Source organism: Telluria sp. AZSoR62 (genome assembly GCF_058111565.1).
In genome coordinates this window covers 74,233-93,323 of the sequence record NZ_JBYTST010000006.1, presented here as the reverse complement: position 1 = coordinate 93,323, position 19,091 = coordinate 74,233, and the positions used below count along the sequence as shown (strand labels likewise).

Genomic DNA, 19,091 nt, shown 5'->3' with positions numbered 1-19,091 from the left:
ATGGTAAGGTTCACGGCAATCTTAGCGGATCGGCAAAAATGATGACGGACGCTTAACTCATCCGTGTGAGGCCGGCGGCTTCACGGGAAGCCCCGTTTTATGCCAGAATCCGCGCTTCCCCACGTTCGTGCCCACCATTTTTCCGGACCACCACCATGCATTCCCAAGACACCGCGCTCGTCCTCTTCAGTGGAGGCCAGGACTCCGCCACCTGCCTGGCCTGGGCGCTGCAGCGCTATGCGCGCGTGGAGACCATCGGTTTCGACTACGGCCAGCGCCATGCGATCGAGCTGGAGGTGCGCCCGACCGTGCTGTCGAAAATGCGGGCGCTCGATCCCGGCTGGGATGCGCGCCTTGGCGAAGACCACATGATCGATTTGTCGCTGATCGCGAAGATCTCGGATACGGCGCTGACCAGCAACGTGGCCATCGCGATGCAGGAGAACGGGCTGCCGAACACCTTCGTGCCGGGCCGGAACCTGCTGTTCATGACGGTGGCGGCCACCGTCGCCTACCGCCGTGGTTTGACGGTGCTGGTGGGCGGCATGTGCGAGACCGATTTCTCGGGCTATCCGGACTGCCGCGACGACACGATGAAGGCCTTGCAGGTGGCGCTCAACCTGGGCATGGCGACCCGGCTGAAGGTCGAGACGCCGCTGATGTGGATCGACAAGGCGCAGACCTGGGAGCTGGCGCATGACTGCGGGGGCGATGCGCTGGTGGATGTAATCCGGTTCGACACCCACACCTGCTACCTGGGCGAGCGCGGCGCCGCGCATGCATGGGGGCATGGCTGCGGGACTTGCCCGGCCTGTGCGCTGCGGGCGCGGGGGTATGAACAGTATGCGGCCCGCAAGGGCCGAGACTAGTCAGCTCGTTGGGTGGGCAAGGAATCGCCCACCCGTTGATGCGCGGCTGCTCAGGCGGCAAGGAGCTGCGCGCGTGGGACCTGCTGCACCGGCCGCTGGGCCTGCACCACCTCCGCCTTGTGCACGATAAACGTGCTCACCAGGCGCGCGAGCGCCGTCGCCTGGTCTTCCAGCGACTGCGCCGCCGCTGCCGCTTCTTCCACCAATGCGGCATTTTGCTGGGTGACGTCGTCCATCTGGCTGACGGCGGCGTTCACGCCTTCGATGCCCAGGGTCTGCTCGGCGCTGGCCGAGGCGATCTCGGACACGATGTCGGTGACCCGGGTGATGCCCTGCACGATCTCTTGCATTGTCGACCCCGCCTCATCGACCAGGCGTCCGCCGGCATCGACCTTCGACACCGAATCAATGATCAAGGCCCGGATTTCCTTGGCCGCGCTGGCCGAGCGCTGGGCCAGGTTGCGCACTTCCGAGGCCACGACGGCAAACCCGCGGCCCTGCTCGCCGGCCCTGGCTGCTTCCACGGCCGCATTCAGGGCCAGGATATTGGTCTGGAAGGCGATGCCGTCGATGACGGCGATGATGTCGCCGATCTGCTTGGACGAGGCGTTGATCGAGGCCATGGTCGAGACCACCTGCGCCACCACGGCGCCGCCGCGCACCGCGATACCGGATGCGGCCTGGGCCAGGGTGCTGGCCTGGCGCGCGCTGTCGGCGTTCTGGCGCACGGTGCTGGTCAGTTCTTCCATCGACGAGGCGGTTTCTTCCAGCGAGCTGGCCTGCTGCTCGGTGCGGGACGACAGGTCGAGGTTGCCCGAAGCGATTTCCTGGGAAGCGGTGACGATGGCGTCGGTGCTGCTGCGCACTTCGGTCACGGTCTTGCGCAGGCTGTCGTTCATGGTTTTCAGCGCGGCCTGCAGATCGCCCACTTCATCGTGCGAGGTGACCTGGATGTCGGCGGTGAGATCGCCCGAGGCGACCTGGCGCGCCAGCCCCACGGCACGCGCGAGGGGACGGGTGATGCTGCGCGAGAGGAGCAGGGCAAAGGCGGCGCCGCACACGATGGCGCCCAGGCCAATGGCGATCAGGAAGCGCTTGGCGTCCGCATACAGCGCATCGATCTGGGCGCTGGCGTCGTCGAACAGCTTTTCCTGGAACGCCACCACCGCCTCGACCGAGCTGACATAGGCTTTCATCGCAGGCATCAGCGAGCCGGCCACGTAGGCCTTGAGTGCGGCGTCGCCCGGCCCCAGCGCGGTCTTGCGCTGGAAGGCTTCGTCGCGGATGGCCACATATTCCTTGCGGCGCGCGGCGACGTCCTGCAGCAGCTGCTTGCCCTTGTCGCTTTGCACCAGCCCTTCCAGCTCCTTCTGCACCTTGGTGACGCCGGCGCTGACCGCCTTCATTTCATCGGTGTAGTACTTGTCGTCGTCCGGATCGGTGCTCTTGACCTTGGCCAGCGTGCGCACGCTGTTGGTGGCAATGCCGTCCAGCCAGTCCTGGGCCAGGTTGGCCTTGTGGTTGGCAGCAGCCATGACGGTTTTGCCGTCCGCGATCCGGCTCAACTGCCATATTGCAGTACCGAGCATGATTGCCATCAAGACGAGGAGAGTGGCAAACGCACCGCCAAGGCGCGCGCCGATACGAAAGTTATTGAAGACCATTTTTACACCATAAAGTCGGGACCGGGACCACCAGCTGGACCTGATTCCAGGTCGCCGGCGCAAATAACCATCATTCAGGGACGGTGTGATGACTTTACGCTAGAGTGATTGCTCTAAAGTAACTCGGCAGTAAAAATTGTCGTTGCATTGTCACTAGCTTAAGAAAAACAGCTTTATAAACAACAGTTTAGTAAGTTTGTGACATGAAGAATTAACTTGCGTGAAACATTGATAGGGCGGGGCAATGCAGGTTCACCCGGGTACCTTGGTGCGCTCCAGCAAGGGCAGTACGTCGGCGTACTCGAGCGGCCGGCTGAACAGGAAGCCCTGGTATTCGTCGCAGGCCATGCCGCGCAGGACGTCGAGCTGGGCCTGGGTTTCCACGCCTTCGGCCACGACCTTGAGCTTGAGCCCGCGCGCCAGGTTGACGATCGACAGGGCGATGGCGGCGCTGTCCTCGTCGCGGTCGATGTCGCGCACGAAGGCGCGGTCGACTTTCAGGCGCGAGACCGGGAAGCGCTTGAGGTAGGCCAGGCTCGAGTAGCCGGTGCCGAAGTCGTCGATCGCCAGGTCCACGCCCAGGGCGCGGATGTCGTGCATCAGGACGTCGACTTCCTTTTCGCGGCTCATCAGGGCCGTTTCGGTGATTTCCAGTTCCAGGCTGCCATCCGGAATGCGGTATTGCGCCAGGCAGCGCCGGATCGTGTCGAGCAAGGATTTTTGATAGAACTGGCGCGGCGACAGGTTGACCGCCACCTTGACCGGCCGGCCCAGAATCGCGGACCACTCGCCGATCTGGCGGCAGGCCTGCTCCAGCGCCCAGGCGCCGATCGGGATGATCAGGCCGGTACGCTCGGCGACCGGGATGAACTGCACCGGGGAGACCTCGCCCAGTTCGGGATTGGTCCAGCGCAGCAGCGCCTCGAAGCCGACCACGTCCTGCCCCTCCACCGTGACCTTCGGCTGGTAGACCAGGCGCAGCTCGCCGCGTTCCAGGGCGCGGCGCAGGTGGGCCTCGACGGTGAGCCGGTGGCCGAGTTCGGTGTGCATGCCGGCCGAGAAGAAACGGATGGCTTCTTCGTCGGCGCCGGTACCGCTGCTGGCGCCCTGTGCGTTGCGGTAGAGCTCGTCCGCCTGGCGGCCGTCCTGCGGCGACAGGGCCACGCCCAGCACCGGGTTGAGGAAGAAGTCGCGCCCGTCGAGCGAGAACGGGCGCGACAGCAGGGCATGCACCTCGGTGGCGAAGCGCTCCACGTCCTGGCGCCCGCCGCCCGCATCGAACAGGAAGGCGAATTCTGCGCCGCGGATGCGCGCCACGGTAGCCTGCTCGCCGAAGGCGCTGCGCAGCAGCTCGCCGATCTGCTGCAGGGCGCGGTCGCCCGCTTCGTGGCCGAGCAGGTCGACGATCTCGCGCAGGCGCTCCAGCGCCAGCGCCACCACCGCCAGCACCGCGCTCGGGCCGGCCTGCGTGATGCGCGCGGCCAGCAGGCGCCCGAACTGGGCCTGGTTGGGCAGGCCGGTGACCGGGTCGAACTCGGCCAGCCAGGCCAGGCGCGCCTCGGCGCGTTCGCGTTCGGTAATGTCGCTGAGCACATTGACCAGGTGGGCCTTGCCGTCTTCGGCCGTCAGGCGCGTGGTCAGCTGGATCACGGTGCGGGTTTCGCCGCTGCCGTCGCGCATGGTGCCGGCAGCGTCCAGGCTGACGCCCTTGTCCAGCACCGCCTGGTAGCGGCGCTCGCGCTCAGTGTCGCTGCCGTCGAACACCGCGTGCTCGTCCTGTCCCAGCAGGGCGTCGCGCGGCCGCCCGACCAGGCGGGCAAATGCGTCGTTGGCCAGCACGATGCGGCGCTCGCTGTCGAGCACCCAGATCGGGGCGCCCACCGCATTGACGATCGAGGCAAGGTAGTCGAAGCGCTTGACCAGGCGCGCCTCGCTGGCCGAGACCAGTTCGATCAGGCGGAACTGGCGCCGCGCGTCGCGCGCGACCCGCCATGCCAGCAGCACCAGCACGCCGGAGAGCAACACATAGAAGGCCAGCGCCGTCCACAGGCGGCCGTACCAAGCTTCCAGGGCCACGTTGCGTTTCATGCCGGTAATGATCACCAGCGGGAAGCCCTCCACGCTGTCGTAGCCGTACAGGCCCAGGTTGCCGTTGATCGGGCTGCGGGACTCGAAGGCGCCGCGGCTGGCGTGGGGCAGCTGCGCGCGGAACAGCGGCGTCTCCGTGAACGAGCGCCCGATCCCGGCAGGATAGCCAGGGCCGCGGATGAGCATGGTGCCGTCGCGGTGCAGCAGCGTGACCGAGCCGCCCTCGCCGAGCTCGATCAGGCGGTACAGGCTTTCGAAGCGGAGGGAATCGACCTGGGCCGATACCGTGCCTGCGTAATGGCCGGCCGAATCACGCACGGTGCGGCTGAAATTGAGGATGCCGTGCCCGGTCGCGCGGTCGACATTGGTGATGCTGATTTGCGGCCCTTCGGCGCGCGCGGGCGGCAGGGTGGGCGGGGGCAGGTCGCCGCCTTCGGCGGGCGTGACGCTGGCCGCGACCTTGCCGGTGGCGTCGAATACGATCAGGCGCAGCAGGTAGGGGTGGGCCAGGCCGGCGTGTTCTTCGACGAAGCCGGGCACCATCACGCCGGCGCCGCGCGCGCGGTACAGGGTGGCGGTGCGCTGCGCCGTGCTGTCGATGGCCTGGGCCACGCCGGCGGTCTGGGCGGCGAAGGCAATGGCCATGTTGCGCAGCGTGATTTTTTGGTCGCGCAAGGTGTCCTCGTAGCTCGCATACAGCATCGAGGCGGTCACCAGGCCGAGCGCAGCAATCAGCCCGGCCGTCACGACCACGAGTCGGGCAAGCGGGTAAGGGCGGATCGGTGGTCCTGGTTCAGGCTTTTTGAGGGGCATGTGCACCGGTGTCGTTTGCCGAATGACTACAGGTCAATTCTACATGCGACACCGGAATTGGAGTGAAAATGCTGTTCGGGCAACACGGCCGGGCTGCGCCGGCCGTGTTGCCCGGGTAGGCCGGCGGCTCAGGCGGCAGCCGGCGCGGCAGCCGACGCGGTACCCGGCGCGGTAGCCGACGCGGCTGCGGTCTTGCGCTTGCGGCTGGCCAGATACCAGATGAGCGCGACCGGCACCAGCAGGGGCAGCATCAGGGGCGAGATCGCCAGCGCCACCGCGATCGCGGCCACGCACAGGGCGCCCAGCAGGATCACGCCCAGGCCGGCAAACACCACCGCCAGCACCACGCCGACCACCAGCATCACCACGCCGCCGATGATCACGCCGCCGCCGGCAAACACCAGTCCGAGCAAGGCGCCCAGCGGACCGTCGATCTCGTCGCCGTCGAAGTTCACGGTCATGAAGTCGGCCGTGGCCATGTCCCACAGCAGCACGGCGAACAGGAAGAGCAGCAGGTAGGGAACATATTTTTTCATGGCAGTCCTCGTCAAGTGGTGTGGTTTCGGCTCAAGCAATGTTGGTACTGTAGGCAGGTGCAGCGCTGGCGGCCACCGGATTGCGACAGGCTGCAATTTTGGCCCACCAAGAGGCGCGCAGCGGCGATAAAGCTGCAACTCGGTTCTGGCGCGCGGGAAAGAAGCGTGGATGCTTTGGCATTGCAATCATGGCTTCCTTACCTATACTGACAGCCTGCTCCGTTACAGGGAGATCCCATGCACGCTGTCATCAAGAGAATCGCGGACCACCTCGTCACCCTGCATTGCACATTGGCAAACGACGGTCCGAAAAACCCGCCCTCGGCGCCGCCCGCCATTCCGCCGATCATCATCAATCCGTTCAACCGCGAGACACCGCCGCCCGCCGTCGATCCGCGCCCCATGCCGGACCGCCCGCCGGTGCGCCCGCCCAGGCGACCCGACTGGCGCTTTCCGCGCATCGCCTGAGGCGGCCGGATTGCACCGAGGGCAAAGTCTGCCAAACGGGCTTCGTCCTGCGCCGTGTTTCCTCTATGATCTTGGCTTACCGTTAGAGGAAGCAGGAAACACGACATGAACGACCATATCGAGCAGGATCACGAGGACGGCGAAGGCGAACCGGTGCAGGAGCCGCGCCTGTGGCAGGGCAACGGCTGGACCGCGCGCGTCATCAAGAACGAGGACGACGAGGGCTGGGCCGTGGCCATGATCAAGGACGGCGAGCCGGAACCGGCCCTGGTCGGACCCTGGACCATGGGCCGCGACAAGAAGAACCCGAAGCCGCTCGACACCAACGCCTTCAACACCCTGGTGAAAACCGCCTCGGAAGTGATCCGCCGCCACGAGCAGCACCTGCATGCGATCCTGCACAAGAACCTGCATGTCTGGACCGAGAAGAGCGGCAACCTGAAGGTGACCCTGGATATCGTGCCGGACGACGACGATCCCTACGGCATGCTGGCCGCGACCGACGAGATGAGCGAGCAGGTGGCCAAGGTGCGCGTGCCGGCCAGTTTCAAGCTGACACAGTCGTCGGCCATCGCCTGGATCGAAGCCGACTTCAAAGCGCCACGCGCCTGACAATTCCCCCGATGGCAGCGTTGCATCGTCTCGCCGTACGAACGTACTGTCTTTGACGCTGCGCCTTGCCCTCGGGGTTTTGTCAGGCGCCTCTATTTTCTGCAGCCTTAAAAGCCACACTCCCGCCGATAGCGCTTCGGCCTGCCGGCGCGAACTGTTAATATTTCCCCTGTGCATTTATTCTTGGGGAAGCAATGGAACGTCTCGACCGGCTGGAAGCCGTCCAGTCGATGCTGCTCGAAATCGGGCAGCTGTCGACCACCTGCAGCGACATCACCGACTTCATCGGCGCAGTCCACCGCGCGCTCGGCCGCATCATGTATGCGGCCAATTTCTATGTCGCGCTGTGCGACCGCGAAGACGGGACCATCCGTTTCCCTTATTTCGTCGATGAAGCCGACGACGAGGTGCCGGCCCCGGGCCAGCGCATCACCCTGGCCGCGCCCGAACAGTCGCCGACCTCCTGGGTGGTGGTGAACCGCCAGCGCCTGATGATCACGGCCGAGGACTTCAAGGCACGCCGCAGCGAAGGCATGGAATGGGGCCACGGCAGCGCCGCCGAGCACTGGATGGGCGCGCCGCTGCTCGACCAGCACCAGCAGGCGCTGGGCGCGATGGTCATCCAGAGCTATACCAAGAACGTCACCTACAGCGAGGAAGACCAGGCGCTGTTTTCCCAGATCGCCAACCACGTGTCCAACGCGCTGCAGGGCCTGCAGAGCATGGACCGGCTCGAGCGCGCCGTTCAGGAGCGCACCGCCGCGCTGGCGCACGAAGTCGCCGAGCGTAGCCGCGCCGAGCAGGTGCAGCATGCGCTGTACCAGATCGCCAGCCTGTCGGCCCAGGCGCTCGACACCGCCGCGCTGTCGGCCAGCCTGCATCGCATCATCGGCGAACTGATGGTGGCGGAGAACTTCCTGATCGGCCTGTACCACGCCGAGACCCAGGAAATCAGCATCCCGTATTTCGTCGACCAGAAAGACAGCGAGGCGCCGGTCAAGCGCTTCCCCTTCGGCAAGGCGATGTGCTCCTACGTGTTGTCGAGCAAGCAGCCGCAGCTGCACGACGCCACCAGCTTCGGCCACCTGGTCGCCAACGGGCTGGTGCAGCAGCCGCTGGGGAACACGGACATCGCCAGCTGGATGGGCGCGCCGATGCTGGTGCACGAGCAGCCCTACGGCGTGCTGATCGTGCAGAGCTACGACCCGTCCATCGTCTACACCAAGGCCGACCTCGACCTGCTGGCCTTCATGGCCAGCCACGTCGCGGTGGCGCTGGCGCGCATGCAGGCCGACCGCCGCATGCGCAAGACCAAGGAAGCGCTGGAAGCGCAGAACGCGGCGCTGAACGAAGCCTTGCACCGCCTGCAGGAAGCGCAGTCGGAACTGGTACGCCAGGAAAAACTCGCTTCACTGGGGCGCCTGGTGGCCGGCGTGGCGCACGAGATCAATACGCCGCTGGGCATCTGCGTCACCGCCACCAGCCACCTGGTGCAGGAACTCAAGCTCACGCGCGAAGAGCTGGCGGCCGGAGAGATGACCGAGGACAGCCTGCAGTCCTTCTTCGACATCATCGACCAGTCGCTGCGCATCATGACCACCAACACCCAGCGCGCCGCCGCACTGGTGCGCAGCTTCAAGCAGGTGGCGGTGGACCAGTCCTCGGACGACATCCGCAACTTCAACCTGGGCGCCTACCTCCACGAAGTGCTGCTGTCGCTGCAGCCCAAGTTCAAGGGCCGCAAGGTGGCGGTGGAAGTGGACTGCGCCAGGGACCTGGTGCTCGACAGCTTCCCGGGCGCGGTGTCGCAGATCGTCACCAACATGATCATGAATTCGCTGGTGCACGGCTACGAGCACGAGCACCAGGGCCGGATCACGATCCGGGCGGCGCAGGAAGACGAGCAGGTAGTGTTCGAGTACGCCGACGACGGCGCGGGGATGGACAGGGAGACGCTGGACAAGCTGTTCGATCCGTTCTTCACCACCAAGCGCGGCACCGGGGGCAGTGGGCTGGGCGCGCACATCCTGTACAACCTGGTGACCGGGCCGCTCGGCGGCACGGTGCGGGTGGAGAGCGCGCCAGGGAAGGGCTTGAAGTACTACCTGCGCTTTCCGCGCTCGCGCAAGAAGCTGGTCAGCCTGTAAATCGTAGGGTGGGCAGATTTCCGCCCACGCGTTCAACCCGGGCCGGATCTGCCCGAGCGGCTGCATTCCCTGTGACTGTCACCGCGTGGGCGCAAAACAGTCCACTGGACTGTTTCGCCTGCCCACCTACGGATTAGCGGTGCTTCAATGCGCCTCGTTATCCGGCCACTGCGCATTGATCTCCAGCGCCTTGTCCATATTCTTGATCAACAGGTCCACGTAGAACGGATCGAGGTGGTGCCCCGCCACTTCGCGCAGGTGCTCGGTCACTTTCGCCGCCGGCCAGGCGTCCTTGTAGCAGCGCTTGTGGCTCAGGGCGTCGAACACGTCGGCCACCGCCACGATGCGGGCGTAGGGATGGATCGCATCGCCGCGCAGGCCTTGCGGATAGCCGCTGCCGTCGAATTTCTCGTGGTGCTGGTGCGCGATCACGGCGGCGGCCTTCAGGATCGGGCGCTGCGAGCCGTCCAGGATCTGCAGGCCGACCGTGGGGTGCTGGCGCATGATTTCCCACTCGTCCGCATCGAGCTTGCCCGGCTTGAGCAGCACCGCGTCCGGGGTGGCGATCTTGCCGATGTCGTGCATCGGGGCGGCGTGCATCAGGGTCGCGGTTTCGTCTTCCGGCATGCCGGCGGCCTGCGCCAGCAGGTGGCAGACCTGCGACATGCGGCGCACGTGGTTGCCGGCTTCGTGCGAGCGCGATTCGACCACGTCGCCCAGGCGCAGGATCAGTTCGGCCTGGGTATCGGTGATCTCCTGGTTCAGCAGGATGTTGTCGAAGGCGATCGCCACGCCAGAGCAGAACACTTCCAGCAGCTGGGCGTCGATGTCCGCGATCTCTTCCACGCCCTTGAGCACCAGCAGCGAGGCCTTGCCGCTGGCGTTCGGGAAGTAGCCGACATAGGTGTCGCCACGCAGGCGCGAGATGCGGTTATGGCGCGCATCGTCCAGCTGGGCAACCAGTTCCGGGCCGATTTCCTCGCCTTCCATTTCGCCTATTTTCGCCAGCACTTCGTACTGGCTTTCGCCGGCGATCACGCTCGCGCCGGTCAGGCGCAGCAGCATGCTCTGCTCCAGGCGCAGCAGCGCCACCACCTGCTGCAGCAGGCCGTTGGCGAAATCCTTCAGGTTGCGCTGCTGGAAAATATGGGCCGATGCCGCGATCACGCGCTCCAGGCCTTCGCGGTAGTTCTGCTGCGCGCGGCGCGCGTCCTCGACCTTCATGATGTCGCGGTAGGCGCGCAGGGCGGCGAAGGTGGTGGTGAACAGCTTGGTGCGATCGAGCTCGGTCTTTTCCTTGTAATCGTTGATGTCGTAGTCGACGATCACGCGTTCTTCCGGCGCCTGGCCCGGTTGCCCGGTGCGCAGCACGATGCGGGTGAACTGGTTGTCCAGGTCCTGGCGCATCCAGCGCGCCACTTCCAGGCCGCTGTCCTCGCGCTCCATCACCACGTCCAGGAAGACCAGGGCGATGTCCTTTTCGCGCGCCAGTATTTCCTTGGCCTCGGCGCCGCTGTAGGCGTGCACGAAGGACAGTGCCCGGCCGTCGAGGCGGAAGCGCGACAGGGTCAGCTTGGTAATGTCATGGATGTCCGGTTCGTCGTCGACGAGCAGGACTTTCCACGGAGCCAGCTTAGGCGCGGCAGAGGACAAGAAGGACATAGGTTTTCGTTACCTTGGTTGATTGACGACACAATCCGCGGCGAAAAGTCACAAAAATAATGCCGCAAGTCAATTCGATTGTAGTACGCCCCTTGTGGCTTAACAACAGGCAACATTAAAAGTGTTGGTTAACGATGTCACAGACTGCGTTCCGCAGGCCCGGTGTCAATACAGCAGGCGTTAATCGTAGCGTTTCTGGCAGCGTTCGCAGTAGAAGCTGCGGCGGTTGGAGCGGCCCAGGTTGGCCTTGAGGTAGGGGATGTCGCAGCGCGGGCAGATCTTCTTGGCATGCGCCAGCCAGTGCTGCTTGAGCACGTACTGGCGCTTCCATTCAAGGAAGTCGAAACTGTATTGGCGGGCTTCGTCGACCAGGGCGCGCAGTTTCGGGGCGGGCAGGGCGCCCATGGTGGACAGCGGATGCACCCGGATGCGGAACAGCACTTCGTTCTTGATGATATTGCCGACCCCGGAAAAGATGTCCTGGTCGAGCAGGGCGTCGCAGGCCAGCATGTCCGGGTTGGCGCGCAGCTTCTTGCGCGCCTTCTTCGGATCCCAGGTCTCGGACATCACGTCGGCGCTGAAGTCGTAGGCGTCGAAGGTTTCGCGGTCGATCTCGCGAATGGCGCAGGCGTAGAAATTGAGCTCGTCGCCGCTGGCGGTCTCGATCGACAGGCGCGGCACCTTGCCTTCGCGCGTCTCGTTGATGCGGTAGGTGCCGAATAACAGGAAGTGCACGCGCAGGACGATTGCCGGCGTCTCGATCAGGAAGTGCTTGCCCCAGGTGTGGATGGCCGTGATGGTCTGGCCCACCAGGCGCTCCGGGTCGATGGCGCGCACGTTGCCGCCGGCGCGCACGATCTGCTGGCCGGAGAAATCCTTGGCCAGCTCTTTCAGGATATACAGTGAGGGTCCTTCGGGCACGGTGTTGCCTCCTTTGCCCCATTGTCGGACGAGTACGCAAAATACCGTGTGCGGGGCCTAACATTTGGATACAAAACTTCGACACTCGCCCCCCTCGAAAAGCCGGGCAAAGGGCGTATATTCAATTATGAGAATAGTCCGGACAATGAAAGGAAGTGCGATGAACACCTCGATCGGCAAACTGGCCCTGGCAGGCCTGCTCGCGCTGGGCGCCGGCGCCGCCTCGGCGGGCGTGACCGTCAATTATGTGGAGTCCGATAAATTCGCGGACCTGCCATTTGCGCCATGGGAGCGCAAGGAAGTACTGAGCGACCTGGCCGACCATTTCGCCAGGCTGGGCAAGACCCTGCCGCCCGGCATGGACCTGACGGTCGACATCACCGAGATCGACCTGGCGGGCCGCGAATATCCGAATATGCGTTCCGGCCGCGAGCTGCGCGTGCTCAAGGGCATGGCTGACTGGCCGATGATCGAGCTGCGCTACACGCTCACCAGCAATGGCCAGGTCGTGGGCAGCGGCAGCGAGCGCCTGCAAGACATGTCTTACCTCGACCGCGGCAGCCGTTTCTCGGACCACGACAGCCTGCGCTACGAAAAGCGCATGATCGACGAGTGGTTCAACAAGACCATCTTGCAGAAGAAACCGGGCTGAGTTTTGCCTGCAGGAATGAAAAACGGCGCTTTGACAGCGCCGTTTTTCATGGTCCGGATTATTGCGACTTCTTCTCGATGCGGCTTTTCGCCATGGCCACCGGGTCCTTCACCGTGTAATCGGACGGCACCGTGAACAGCGCCGCCGCCGGTTCCTCGCGCTTGAGGCTCTCCAGGCGCAGCACTGCGTCGCCCGCGCGCGGGTCGGTGCGCTTCTGGTAAACCACCGCCTGCAGTTCCGGCGACACCCAGGTCTCGGTGCTGACCACGATCGGGTTGCGGTTGCCGATCTCGCCGGCCGGGATTTCGTAGCTGCGGCTGCTGCCGTTGGCCTTCACGCCGTTGAATTCGCGGGTGCCGAGGTCTTTGGTTTGCGCCTTGGCAGTCCACTTGTGCTCGTCCATGGCGCCGGCGATCATCGGGGCGACCCGCGCCGCGATGGCGGGCGAGGCGACCTGGGCGATGCGGATCTGGACGTCGCGCTGCTCGCCGGCGCCGCTGCGTTCGACCTGCTTGACGATCACGCGCTCGTGCGCACCCTCGGGCAGCTTGCCTTCCTTGCGCAGTTCCTCGAGCCGGGCATGGGCGGCGGCGCGGGCGGCAAGCCGGGCTTCGGAGCCGGCCACGCGCGCTTCGGCGGCGGCGATACGGGCCTCGCCGGCGGCGGCGCGGGCATGCGCGCGGGCGGCGGCGACAGTCGCATCCGGCGCCGAGATCCGGATCGCGGTCTTGTCGCGCGGGCGCAGGATGGTGCGGGTGCCTTCGACCGGATCGACGATGGTCACGCTGCGCACCTCGCCTTCGGCATTGCGCACTTCGGTGCGCGTGCGGCCGGCGCTGTCGCGGTAGCTCATGGTGCTGGTCTTGTTGACGATCTGGTTGCCGTCGCCCAGTGTCTGGATGCGCTCGGAGACCATCTCGGCGCTGTAGGGGGCATTCTTCACCAGCTTCGCGCCGTGCATGTGCACGACGGTGGCGCCGCCCATGGCGTCCAGGGCGCGCAGCTCGGCCAGGTTGCCCATCTCCACGTGGACGGCGTCGCCGCTGCGGGTGACGATGCGGCGTTCGATGCGCTCGGTGCGGGGCGCGCCTTCGGCTTGCGGGGCGGCCGTGGCTTCGGCGCCGGCTTCATTGGCCATGGCCGGAACAAAGGCGCAGGCCAGCAGCGCTGCAATCAGGATCTTCGTGGGTGTCATGGGTTTCCTCTTCTGGGTCACTGTGATGGGGTTGGACGCTTACTGGGTGGAACTGAGCCGCACGGCCAGCGGATGGCCGTCGGCGGCGACCAGCATTTCGGCGCGCACGGTATCGAGCGCATTGCCGGGATCGACCGCGACGCCGAGCGAGGCCAGTTCGGTGCGCGGCAGCTCGGCCTCGACCAGCTGGGCATCGGGTTCGGATTCGATGCGCTCGAGCGTATCGAGGGCCACGAAGGCGCCGCCCTTGTCGATGCTGACCAGCGGCTGGCCGCTCACGCTCACGGCCTGGTGCGGCGACAGCGCCAGCAGCATGGCCACCGCCGTCAGCGAGCACAGTGCGCCGGCCATGCCCCATTGCGGCAGGGTCAAGGCGTGGTACCAGCGCTTTGGCGGCGCGAACTGGCGGGTGAAGGCCTGCATCAATTCCTTTTCGACGCAGCGCGGCGCATCGAGGCCGGCCAGTTCGCTGCGCAGGGCCGCGAAGCAGGGGGCGAGGGTGTCCGGATTGTCTTGGGTGTCCATCGTTTACTCCATCAATTCACGAGGCAGCCGGGCGCATGCGCCTGGAGGCGCTTGGCCAGGGCCGCCCGGCCACGCGAGAGGCGCGAGCGGACGGTGCCGATATCGACCTGGCAGACCGTGGCGATCTCCAGGTAGGACAGGTCGTGCAGTTCGTACAGGATGACCACGTCGCGGTAATGCGCCGGCAGCAGTCCCAGCGCGCGCCGCACTTCCTCGGCCGTCTCGTTGCCCAGCAGGCGGGCCAGCGGCCCGGCGCCTTCGCAGGCGAGGTCGAGCTCATAGTCGCCGTCCTCGTCGGGATCCGGCAGCGCCACCTGGCGCCGGCGCGCTTCTTCCAGCTTCAGGATCAGGTTGCGCGCCACGCCGAACAGGAAGTGCTGGAGCTGGCCGCGCAGCGGGTCGAAACCGAAGCGCTTGGTGAGCAGGCCCATGAAGGCTTCCTGCACCACGTCGGCTGCCGTGTCGCTGGAGCCGCAGCGCATCAGCGCATAGCGGAACAAGGGACCCTGGTGACGCCGGTACAGCGCCGTGAAGGCCTCGGCGCGGCCGGCGTGGGTCTGGCGCAGCAGGTCGGCGTCGTCGGCGGTGGGTGCGGGTGGCGTGGTCATGGTCGTCATCTTTCACCGTATTCCGCCCGGGAGGCGGAAAAGTTCCAACTTTTTTTCGAAAGCGGTGAAGGATGCGTCGGCGCGGGACGCCGGGGAAGCCGGCCGCGAGCGCGGCCGGCAGGGGATGCTAGCCGATGGCAGCGACGCCCCTGCGGCGGCGCGAGGCGAGCAGGCCGGTGGCGCCAGCAGCCAGCAGCAGCAGGGAGGCGGGCTCCGGTACATCGGTGGCCACCTGTTCGAGCGAGGTCACATCGGCGAAGTAATACATATATCCGGAGCCGTCTTTCCGAAGGAAGTTGCCATACATGGAAGCAATCTCCACATTCGCCGGGTCGACGAGGGGCGGCATCGCCGTCTCCTGGAAGGTGGTGGCAGGGAGCAGGAAACGCAGATGCATGCTGCGGTCGTAGTGCGCATCCGTGTCCCACATGAGCAGCTCGAACTGGTCGGACATGACTTGCCCATCGTAGGAATCCCATACTTGGGAGAAACCCTGAAGATCGGCAAGCGGCGAGGAGGCGAAGCTGTAGCCGGTCCGCTCGACCAGGTAATTCATGAAGGCGGGCAAGGACATCTCGTAGACCGCCGAGCGGAAGCTGGGGTAGGAGTCCGGCTGGGTTGGCTTGAGCAGCGCTGCCGTATCGTAGGCGAAGCTGCCGATGAGGACGTCGCCGGAGCGGAAAGGAAGCTCCGCCAGGTCGCCATCGGACATCCCGACCCCATTGATCGTGGCCGCATAGCGGTAGGTGATCAACTCGGCCTGGGCGGCGAAAGGAAACAGGCAGGCAAGGCCGGTAAAGCAGAGCTTGGCAAGGAAGTGCATGGAGATAGCCGTCGATGGTGAAGTGAACACGATCGACTATTGCAACACGACATTGCTTTTTTGTCTAGCCGCGGTGGGTAGCCTAGTCTACCCAGTTCACCCGATCGAACTTTCCGCGGAACTCGTCCGGCATGGCCACGACCTGGCTGGACTTGTAGTTGAAAAACACGAATCCGGACTTGGCCATGGCGATCAGCTTGCGGTCGCGCGGACGGCTGATGCGGAAAATGATGTCGCCGCCGTATTTGTTGAAGTCCATGACGCCGACCTCGAACAGCAGCTGGTCGCGGGCGTGGGCTTCGGCGCGGTAGGTGGTGGCCAGGTCGGTGACGATGATGCCGGTGCCGTCGCGCTCGGTCTCGCCGATGCCGAACTCGAACAGGAAGCGTGCCCGCGCCTCGGAGATCATGGAGATCATCGAGTCGTTGCCGAGGTGGTTGGCGGCATTGATGTCGGTGACCCGCACCGACATCGGGGTGGAGTAGCAGAACTGGTCTTCGGGGAAGTTTAGTTGTAAGCGTGCCATATTTCAATTTTAACCTCAGCCGGTCATTCACGGCGCGGCGGCGCGCACGATGCGGTAGACGCTGCCGCGCGCGGTCGTCAGGTACAGCTCGCCCACGCCATCCTGGCCGAATGAAATGACGTTGCCGATGCCGGTGATGTTCCAGTCGCGCTGTTCGGTGATATTGCCGCCCGTTGCCAAGAAACTCTTCAGGAAGCCGCGGCAATAGTCCGAGTAAAAATAGCGCCCGGCCAGCTCGGGCAGGGCGCTGCCGCGGTAGACGAAGCCGCCGGTGATCGAGCAGCCGTTGACTTCGTTGGCGCCGTGGTCGTACTCGAACACGGGCAGTGTCAAGCCGGTACGGTCGCAGGTGGCGGCGTTGTAGCACAGCGTGCCTTCCATGATGTTCCAGCCGTAGTTCAGTCCGCCGGCGCTGGCAGGGCCGATGTTGACTTCCTCACGCCGGTCCTGGCCAACGTCGCTGAGGTAGAGCTGGCTGCCATCGAAGCTGAAGCGCCAGGGATTGCGCAGGCCGGCGGCCCAGATTTCGCCGCGGCGCCCGGCCTGGTTGATATACGGATTGCCGGGCGGGATGGTGTAGGGCTGGGCCGCGGTGGCGGCCGCCACGTCGATGCGCAGCAGCTTGCCCAGCAGCGAATTGAAGTTCTGCCCGTTGCGTTGCGGGTCGCCCGCGCCACCGCCGTCCCCGGTGCCGAGGTAGAGGAAACCGTCCGGCCCGAAGGCGACCTGGCCGCCGAAATGGTTGGTGAAGTTCGGGTGCGGGATGCGCAGGATCACGAGGTTGGAGGTCGGGTCTGCCAGGTTGGGATTGCTGCCGGCGGTGTAGCGCTCGATGACGATGTTCTGCTGCAGGTCGGTGTAATACAGATAGAGGTAACCGTTGCGGCTGAAGGCCGGGTCGAAGGCCAGCGACAGCAGGCCGCCTTCGCCGCTGGTCAAGACGCGGCCGCTGATGTCGAGGAAGGGCGTGGCCACTAAGCTACCGTTCTGGACGATGCGCACGCGCCCGGGCCGCTCGAGCACGAACAGGCGCGTGTCGCCGCTGGGGGCGGTCAGCCAGGTCGGGTTTTCGAGATTGGACACCACTTCGCTCAGGGCGATGCTGACGGCGGCGCTGCCATAGGCGACGCTGGCGGTGACGGTGCCGCCCGCAGTGACGACCGCGCTCTGGGTGGCGGGCGTGGGCGTGTAGGTGACGCCGCCGGACGTGACCGGCGCCGCGGCCACGCTATAGCTGCCGGTTGCGAGGTTGGGCAGGGTTTGCGAGCCGGTGAGGTCTTGCTGGAAATTGTTGGGGCCGGTGATGCGCACCGAGGCGTTCACGCCCGCCGGCAGGCCGGTGGTAGCGAGGGCGAGCGTGCCGGTGGTGGCCGCGGGCGGCGGGGTGGGGCCGGGCGCGCCGGGACTGCCGCCACCGCCGCCGCAGGCCGGCAGAAAGGCCAGCAGTGACAGCAGCACGATCCGCAAAAGCATCCGCAGGTGTTCGCTCAGCATGTTGCCTCCAGGGGAGCCACATCACATCGTCGAACCCATTCTGCCAGCGAAGGCAGGCGCACGCGCGCACCGCAGATCAGCGTGGCTGCGGCGCGACGCCCTTGCCGGGCCGGCCTAGCGCGTCAGGCGATGGATCAGCAGCGCAGCACGGATGGCCGAGGTTTCCAGCGACTCCAGGTTGACCGTTTCGCCCGGCGCATGCGCGCCGCTGCCGCTGGCGCCGAGGCCATCCAGGCTGTCGATGAGGGGCGCGACGAACTGGATGTCGCCAGCGCCGCGCGCGGAGGGCGGCACCGCGCCGACCGTGCCCAGGCCGGCATCCAGGCTGGCCTGGGAATACTGCGCCAGCAGCGCCAGGTTGCCGGGCGTGACCGCCATCGGCGGATAGGAATCGTGGAAGGTAATGGTGGCGCTGGCGCCCGGCAGGCTTTGCGCGACGATCCCGCGCATGCGGGCCTGGGCGCGGTCGCGCTGCGCGTAGTCGAGGTAGCGCAGGTCGCCGCGCACGGTGACCGTATTGGCGATGACATTGGTCTTGCCTGCGGCCGTGCCTTTCGAATTGGCTTCGTCGATGACGACGTCGGTGCCGCCCAGGATCACGCCCGGATTGAAGGTCAGGCCCGGCTCGACCACGGCCTGGCGAAAGCCGTCGAGGATGCGCGCAGCTTCGTACACGGCGCCGTAGCCGCCATTGCCGAACACGCCTTGCGAATGGCCCTGGCGGCCCTTGACGTCGAGATCGAAGGTGGCGGTGGCGCGGCGCCCTACAGTCGCCATCGCCTGGCCGCTTGCATCGGTCATCGCTCCTTCGAAACTGAGTGCGACGTCGCTGCGCCTGGCCAGTTCGACCAGGTCGCGCCGCGATACCTCTCTCGGCTGACCGGCATTTTCCTCGTCGCCAGTGAAGACCACGCTGATGTCGGTGTTGTCGAGCGCGCCCGCACGTTGCAGCGCACGCAGGGCGGCGATCACGATCACATTGCCGCCTTTCATGTCGCCCACGCCCTGGCCGCGCGCGCGCATGCCTTCGCGCTGCCACAGCGGGCCGGGCGCGTCCAGTTCGAAGACGGTGTCGAGGTGGCCGAGCAGCAGCAGGCGCTTGCCCTTGGCCGCGGCGCCGGTGCGGTTGGCGACCAGGTGGCCGGCGCGGCCCATCTCGCGCGGCATCTCGACCCACGCGGTCTTGAAGCCGAGCGCGTCGAGTTCCTGGCGGAACACCTCGCCCACGGCGCGCACGCCCGGCAAGTTCATGGTGCCGCTGTTGATGCGCGCGCTACGCTCGAGCAGCTCGATCGCCTGGGGCTGCCATGCCTTGACCTCGCCGGCAATGCGCTGTTCAAGCGGGGACAGGCCCTGGGCCGCGGCGGTGCTGCAGAGCAGGGCGGTCAGTAACAAGGAGGAGGCAAGCTGGCGTGGCATGTCGGGCATCCGTTGCAATGAAGAATGCCCAACTCTACTACGGATGCGCCCGCTGGGGCAGGCCGTTCA

The 19,091-nt window shown here is 65.8% G+C and carries 17 protein-coding genes; 5 read left to right on the top strand and 12 right to left on the bottom strand.

All coding sequences use genetic code 11. The features are described from left to right. Positions 1-155 precede the first annotated feature (155 nt). A complete protein-coding gene (gene queC, locus AC3XQU_RS11335) occupies positions 156-869 on the top strand; it encodes a 7-cyano-7-deazaguanine synthase QueC (RefSeq protein WP_489874269.1) in 714 nt (237 codons plus the stop codon). 50 nt (positions 870-919) lie between these two features. On the opposite strand, the gene AC3XQU_RS11330 is transcribed toward queC, so the two are convergent. From AC3XQU_RS11330 to AC3XQU_RS11320, 3 genes are all read right to left on the bottom strand, one after another. Further along, positions 920-2,533: a methyl-accepting chemotaxis protein gene (locus tag AC3XQU_RS11330; protein ID WP_489874268.1), complete on the bottom strand. Its 1,614-nt coding sequence runs from the start codon at positions 2,531-2,533 to the stop codon at positions 920-922. A 252-nt stretch (positions 2,534-2,785) separates the two neighbouring features. Beyond that, on the bottom strand, positions 2,786-5,434 hold the full coding sequence (locus tag AC3XQU_RS11325; protein WP_489874267.1) for an EAL domain-containing protein: 2,649 nt from the start codon (positions 5,432-5,434) through the stop codon (positions 2,786-2,788). Between the two features lie 128 nt (positions 5,435-5,562). Further along, a complete protein-coding gene (locus tag AC3XQU_RS11320; RefSeq protein ID WP_489874266.1) occupies positions 5,563-5,970 on the bottom strand; it encodes a hypothetical protein in 408 nt (135 codons plus the stop codon). A gap of 237 nt (positions 5,971-6,207) precedes the next feature. Between AC3XQU_RS11320 and AC3XQU_RS11315 the strand changes: the two genes are divergently transcribed. The 3 genes from AC3XQU_RS11315 to AC3XQU_RS11305 all read left to right on the top strand — a co-directional run bounded on the left by AC3XQU_RS11315 (position 6,208) and on the right by AC3XQU_RS11305 (position 9,197). Continuing rightward, on the top strand, positions 6,208-6,438 hold the full coding sequence (locus tag AC3XQU_RS11315) for a hypothetical protein (RefSeq protein WP_489874265.1): 231 nt from the start codon (positions 6,208-6,210) through the stop codon (positions 6,436-6,438). A gap of 105 nt (positions 6,439-6,543) precedes the next feature. Next, complete coding sequence (locus AC3XQU_RS11310; RefSeq protein ID WP_489874264.1) at positions 6,544-7,050, top strand: hypothetical protein; 507 nt, start codon at positions 6,544-6,546, stop codon at positions 7,048-7,050. Between the two features lie 194 nt (positions 7,051-7,244). After that, positions 7,245-9,197 (top strand): GAF domain-containing sensor histidine kinase, encoded by a 1,953-nt coding sequence (locus AC3XQU_RS11305; protein WP_489874263.1) that lies wholly within the window; start codon positions 7,245-7,247, stop codon positions 9,195-9,197. A 144-nt stretch (positions 9,198-9,341) separates the two neighbouring features. Here AC3XQU_RS11305 and AC3XQU_RS11300 read toward each other — a convergent pair whose 3' ends face one another. Together AC3XQU_RS11300 and AC3XQU_RS11295 are read right to left on the bottom strand one after the other, a co-directional pair. Continuing rightward, on the bottom strand, positions 9,342-10,859 hold the full coding sequence (locus tag AC3XQU_RS11300; RefSeq protein WP_489874262.1) for a DUF3369 domain-containing protein: 1,518 nt from the start codon (positions 10,857-10,859) through the stop codon (positions 9,342-9,344). A 180-nt stretch (positions 10,860-11,039) separates the two neighbouring features. Next, positions 11,040-11,780 (bottom strand): DNA-formamidopyrimidine glycosylase family protein, encoded by a 741-nt coding sequence (locus tag AC3XQU_RS11295; protein WP_489874261.1) that lies wholly within the window; start codon positions 11,778-11,780, stop codon positions 11,040-11,042. A gap of 160 nt (positions 11,781-11,940) precedes the next feature. Here AC3XQU_RS11295 and AC3XQU_RS11290 point away from each other — a divergent pair, with 160 nt between their 5' ends. Next, a complete protein-coding gene (locus AC3XQU_RS11290) occupies positions 11,941-12,432 on the top strand; it encodes a DUF3016 domain-containing protein (RefSeq protein WP_489874260.1) in 492 nt (163 codons plus the stop codon). 58 nt (positions 12,433-12,490) lie between these two features. Here the strand turns inward: AC3XQU_RS11290 and AC3XQU_RS11285 are convergent, their stop codons facing one another. From AC3XQU_RS11285 to AC3XQU_RS11255, 7 genes are all read right to left on the bottom strand, one after another. Further along, entirely contained in the window at positions 12,491-13,627 is a 1,137-nt protein-coding gene (locus tag AC3XQU_RS11285; protein WP_489874259.1) for a hypothetical protein, read from the bottom strand. Between the two features lie 39 nt (positions 13,628-13,666). Beyond that, positions 13,667-14,152, bottom strand: coding sequence for a hypothetical protein (locus AC3XQU_RS11280; RefSeq protein WP_489874258.1), 486 nt, complete (start codon positions 14,150-14,152; stop codon positions 13,667-13,669). An 11-nt stretch (positions 14,153-14,163) separates the two neighbouring features. Next, a complete protein-coding gene (locus AC3XQU_RS11275; protein ID WP_489874257.1) occupies positions 14,164-14,769 on the bottom strand; it encodes an RNA polymerase sigma factor in 606 nt (201 codons plus the stop codon). Positions 14,770-14,887: 118 nt separating this feature from the next. Further along, positions 14,888-15,583, bottom strand: coding sequence for a PEP-CTERM sorting domain-containing protein (locus AC3XQU_RS11270; RefSeq protein ID WP_489874256.1), 696 nt, complete (start codon positions 15,581-15,583; stop codon positions 14,888-14,890). An 82-nt stretch (positions 15,584-15,665) separates the two neighbouring features. After that, positions 15,666-16,109 carry a thioesterase family protein gene (locus tag AC3XQU_RS11265; protein WP_489874255.1) on the bottom strand — a complete coding sequence of 148 codons (444 nt, stop codon included), beginning with the start codon at positions 16,107-16,109 and terminating at the stop codon, positions 15,666-15,668. Between the two features lie 27 nt (positions 16,110-16,136). Further along, positions 16,137-17,603 carry a PQQ-dependent sugar dehydrogenase gene (locus AC3XQU_RS11260; protein WP_489874254.1) on the bottom strand — a complete coding sequence of 489 codons (1,467 nt, stop codon included), beginning with the start codon at positions 17,601-17,603 and terminating at the stop codon, positions 16,137-16,139. A gap of 114 nt (positions 17,604-17,717) precedes the next feature. Continuing rightward, entirely contained in the window at positions 17,718-19,022 is a 1,305-nt protein-coding gene (locus AC3XQU_RS11255; protein WP_489874253.1) for a M20/M25/M40 family metallo-hydrolase, read from the bottom strand. Positions 19,023-19,091 lie beyond the last annotated feature (69 nt).

Excerpts from the sequence above, each read along its gene's own strand:
- queC (WP_489874269.1), top strand. The coding sequence starts at position 156 with ATGCATTCCCAAGACACCGCGCTCGTCCTCTTCAGTGGAGGCCAGGAC.
- AC3XQU_RS11330 (WP_489874268.1), bottom strand. The coding sequence starts at position 2,533 with ATGGTCTTCAATAACTTTCGTATCGGCGCGCGCCTTGGCGGTGCGTTT.
- AC3XQU_RS11325 (WP_489874267.1), bottom strand. The coding sequence starts at position 5,434 with ATGCCCCTCAAAAAGCCTGAACCAGGACCACCGATCCGCCCTTACCCG.
- AC3XQU_RS11320 (WP_489874266.1), bottom strand. The coding sequence starts at position 5,970 with ATGAAAAAATATGTTCCCTACCTGCTGCTCTTCCTGTTCGCCGTGCTG.
- AC3XQU_RS11315 (WP_489874265.1), top strand. The coding sequence starts at position 6,208 with ATGCACGCTGTCATCAAGAGAATCGCGGACCACCTCGTCACCCTGCAT.
- AC3XQU_RS11310 (WP_489874264.1), top strand. The coding sequence starts at position 6,544 with ATGAACGACCATATCGAGCAGGATCACGAGGACGGCGAAGGCGAACCG.
- AC3XQU_RS11305 (WP_489874263.1), top strand. The coding sequence starts at position 7,245 with ATGGAACGTCTCGACCGGCTGGAAGCCGTCCAGTCGATGCTGCTCGAA.
- AC3XQU_RS11300 (WP_489874262.1), bottom strand. The coding sequence starts at position 10,859 with ATGTCCTTCTTGTCCTCTGCCGCGCCTAAGCTGGCTCCGTGGAAAGTC.
- AC3XQU_RS11290 (WP_489874260.1), top strand. The coding sequence starts at position 11,941 with ATGAACACCTCGATCGGCAAACTGGCCCTGGCAGGCCTGCTCGCGCTG.
- AC3XQU_RS11285 (WP_489874259.1), bottom strand. The coding sequence starts at position 13,627 with ATGACACCCACGAAGATCCTGATTGCAGCGCTGCTGGCCTGCGCCTTT.
- AC3XQU_RS11280 (WP_489874258.1), bottom strand. The coding sequence starts at position 14,152 with ATGGACACCCAAGACAATCCGGACACCCTCGCCCCCTGCTTCGCGGCC.
- AC3XQU_RS11275 (WP_489874257.1), bottom strand. The coding sequence starts at position 14,769 with ATGACGACCATGACCACGCCACCCGCACCCACCGCCGACGACGCCGAC.
- AC3XQU_RS11270 (WP_489874256.1), bottom strand. The coding sequence starts at position 15,583 with ATGCACTTCCTTGCCAAGCTCTGCTTTACCGGCCTTGCCTGCCTGTTT.
- AC3XQU_RS11265 (WP_489874255.1), bottom strand. The coding sequence starts at position 16,109 with ATGGCACGCTTACAACTAAACTTCCCCGAAGACCAGTTCTGCTACTCC.
- AC3XQU_RS11260 (WP_489874254.1), bottom strand. The coding sequence starts at position 17,603 with ATGCTGAGCGAACACCTGCGGATGCTTTTGCGGATCGTGCTGCTGTCA.
- AC3XQU_RS11255 (WP_489874253.1), bottom strand. The coding sequence starts at position 19,022 with ATGCCACGCCAGCTTGCCTCCTCCTTGTTACTGACCGCCCTGCTCTGC.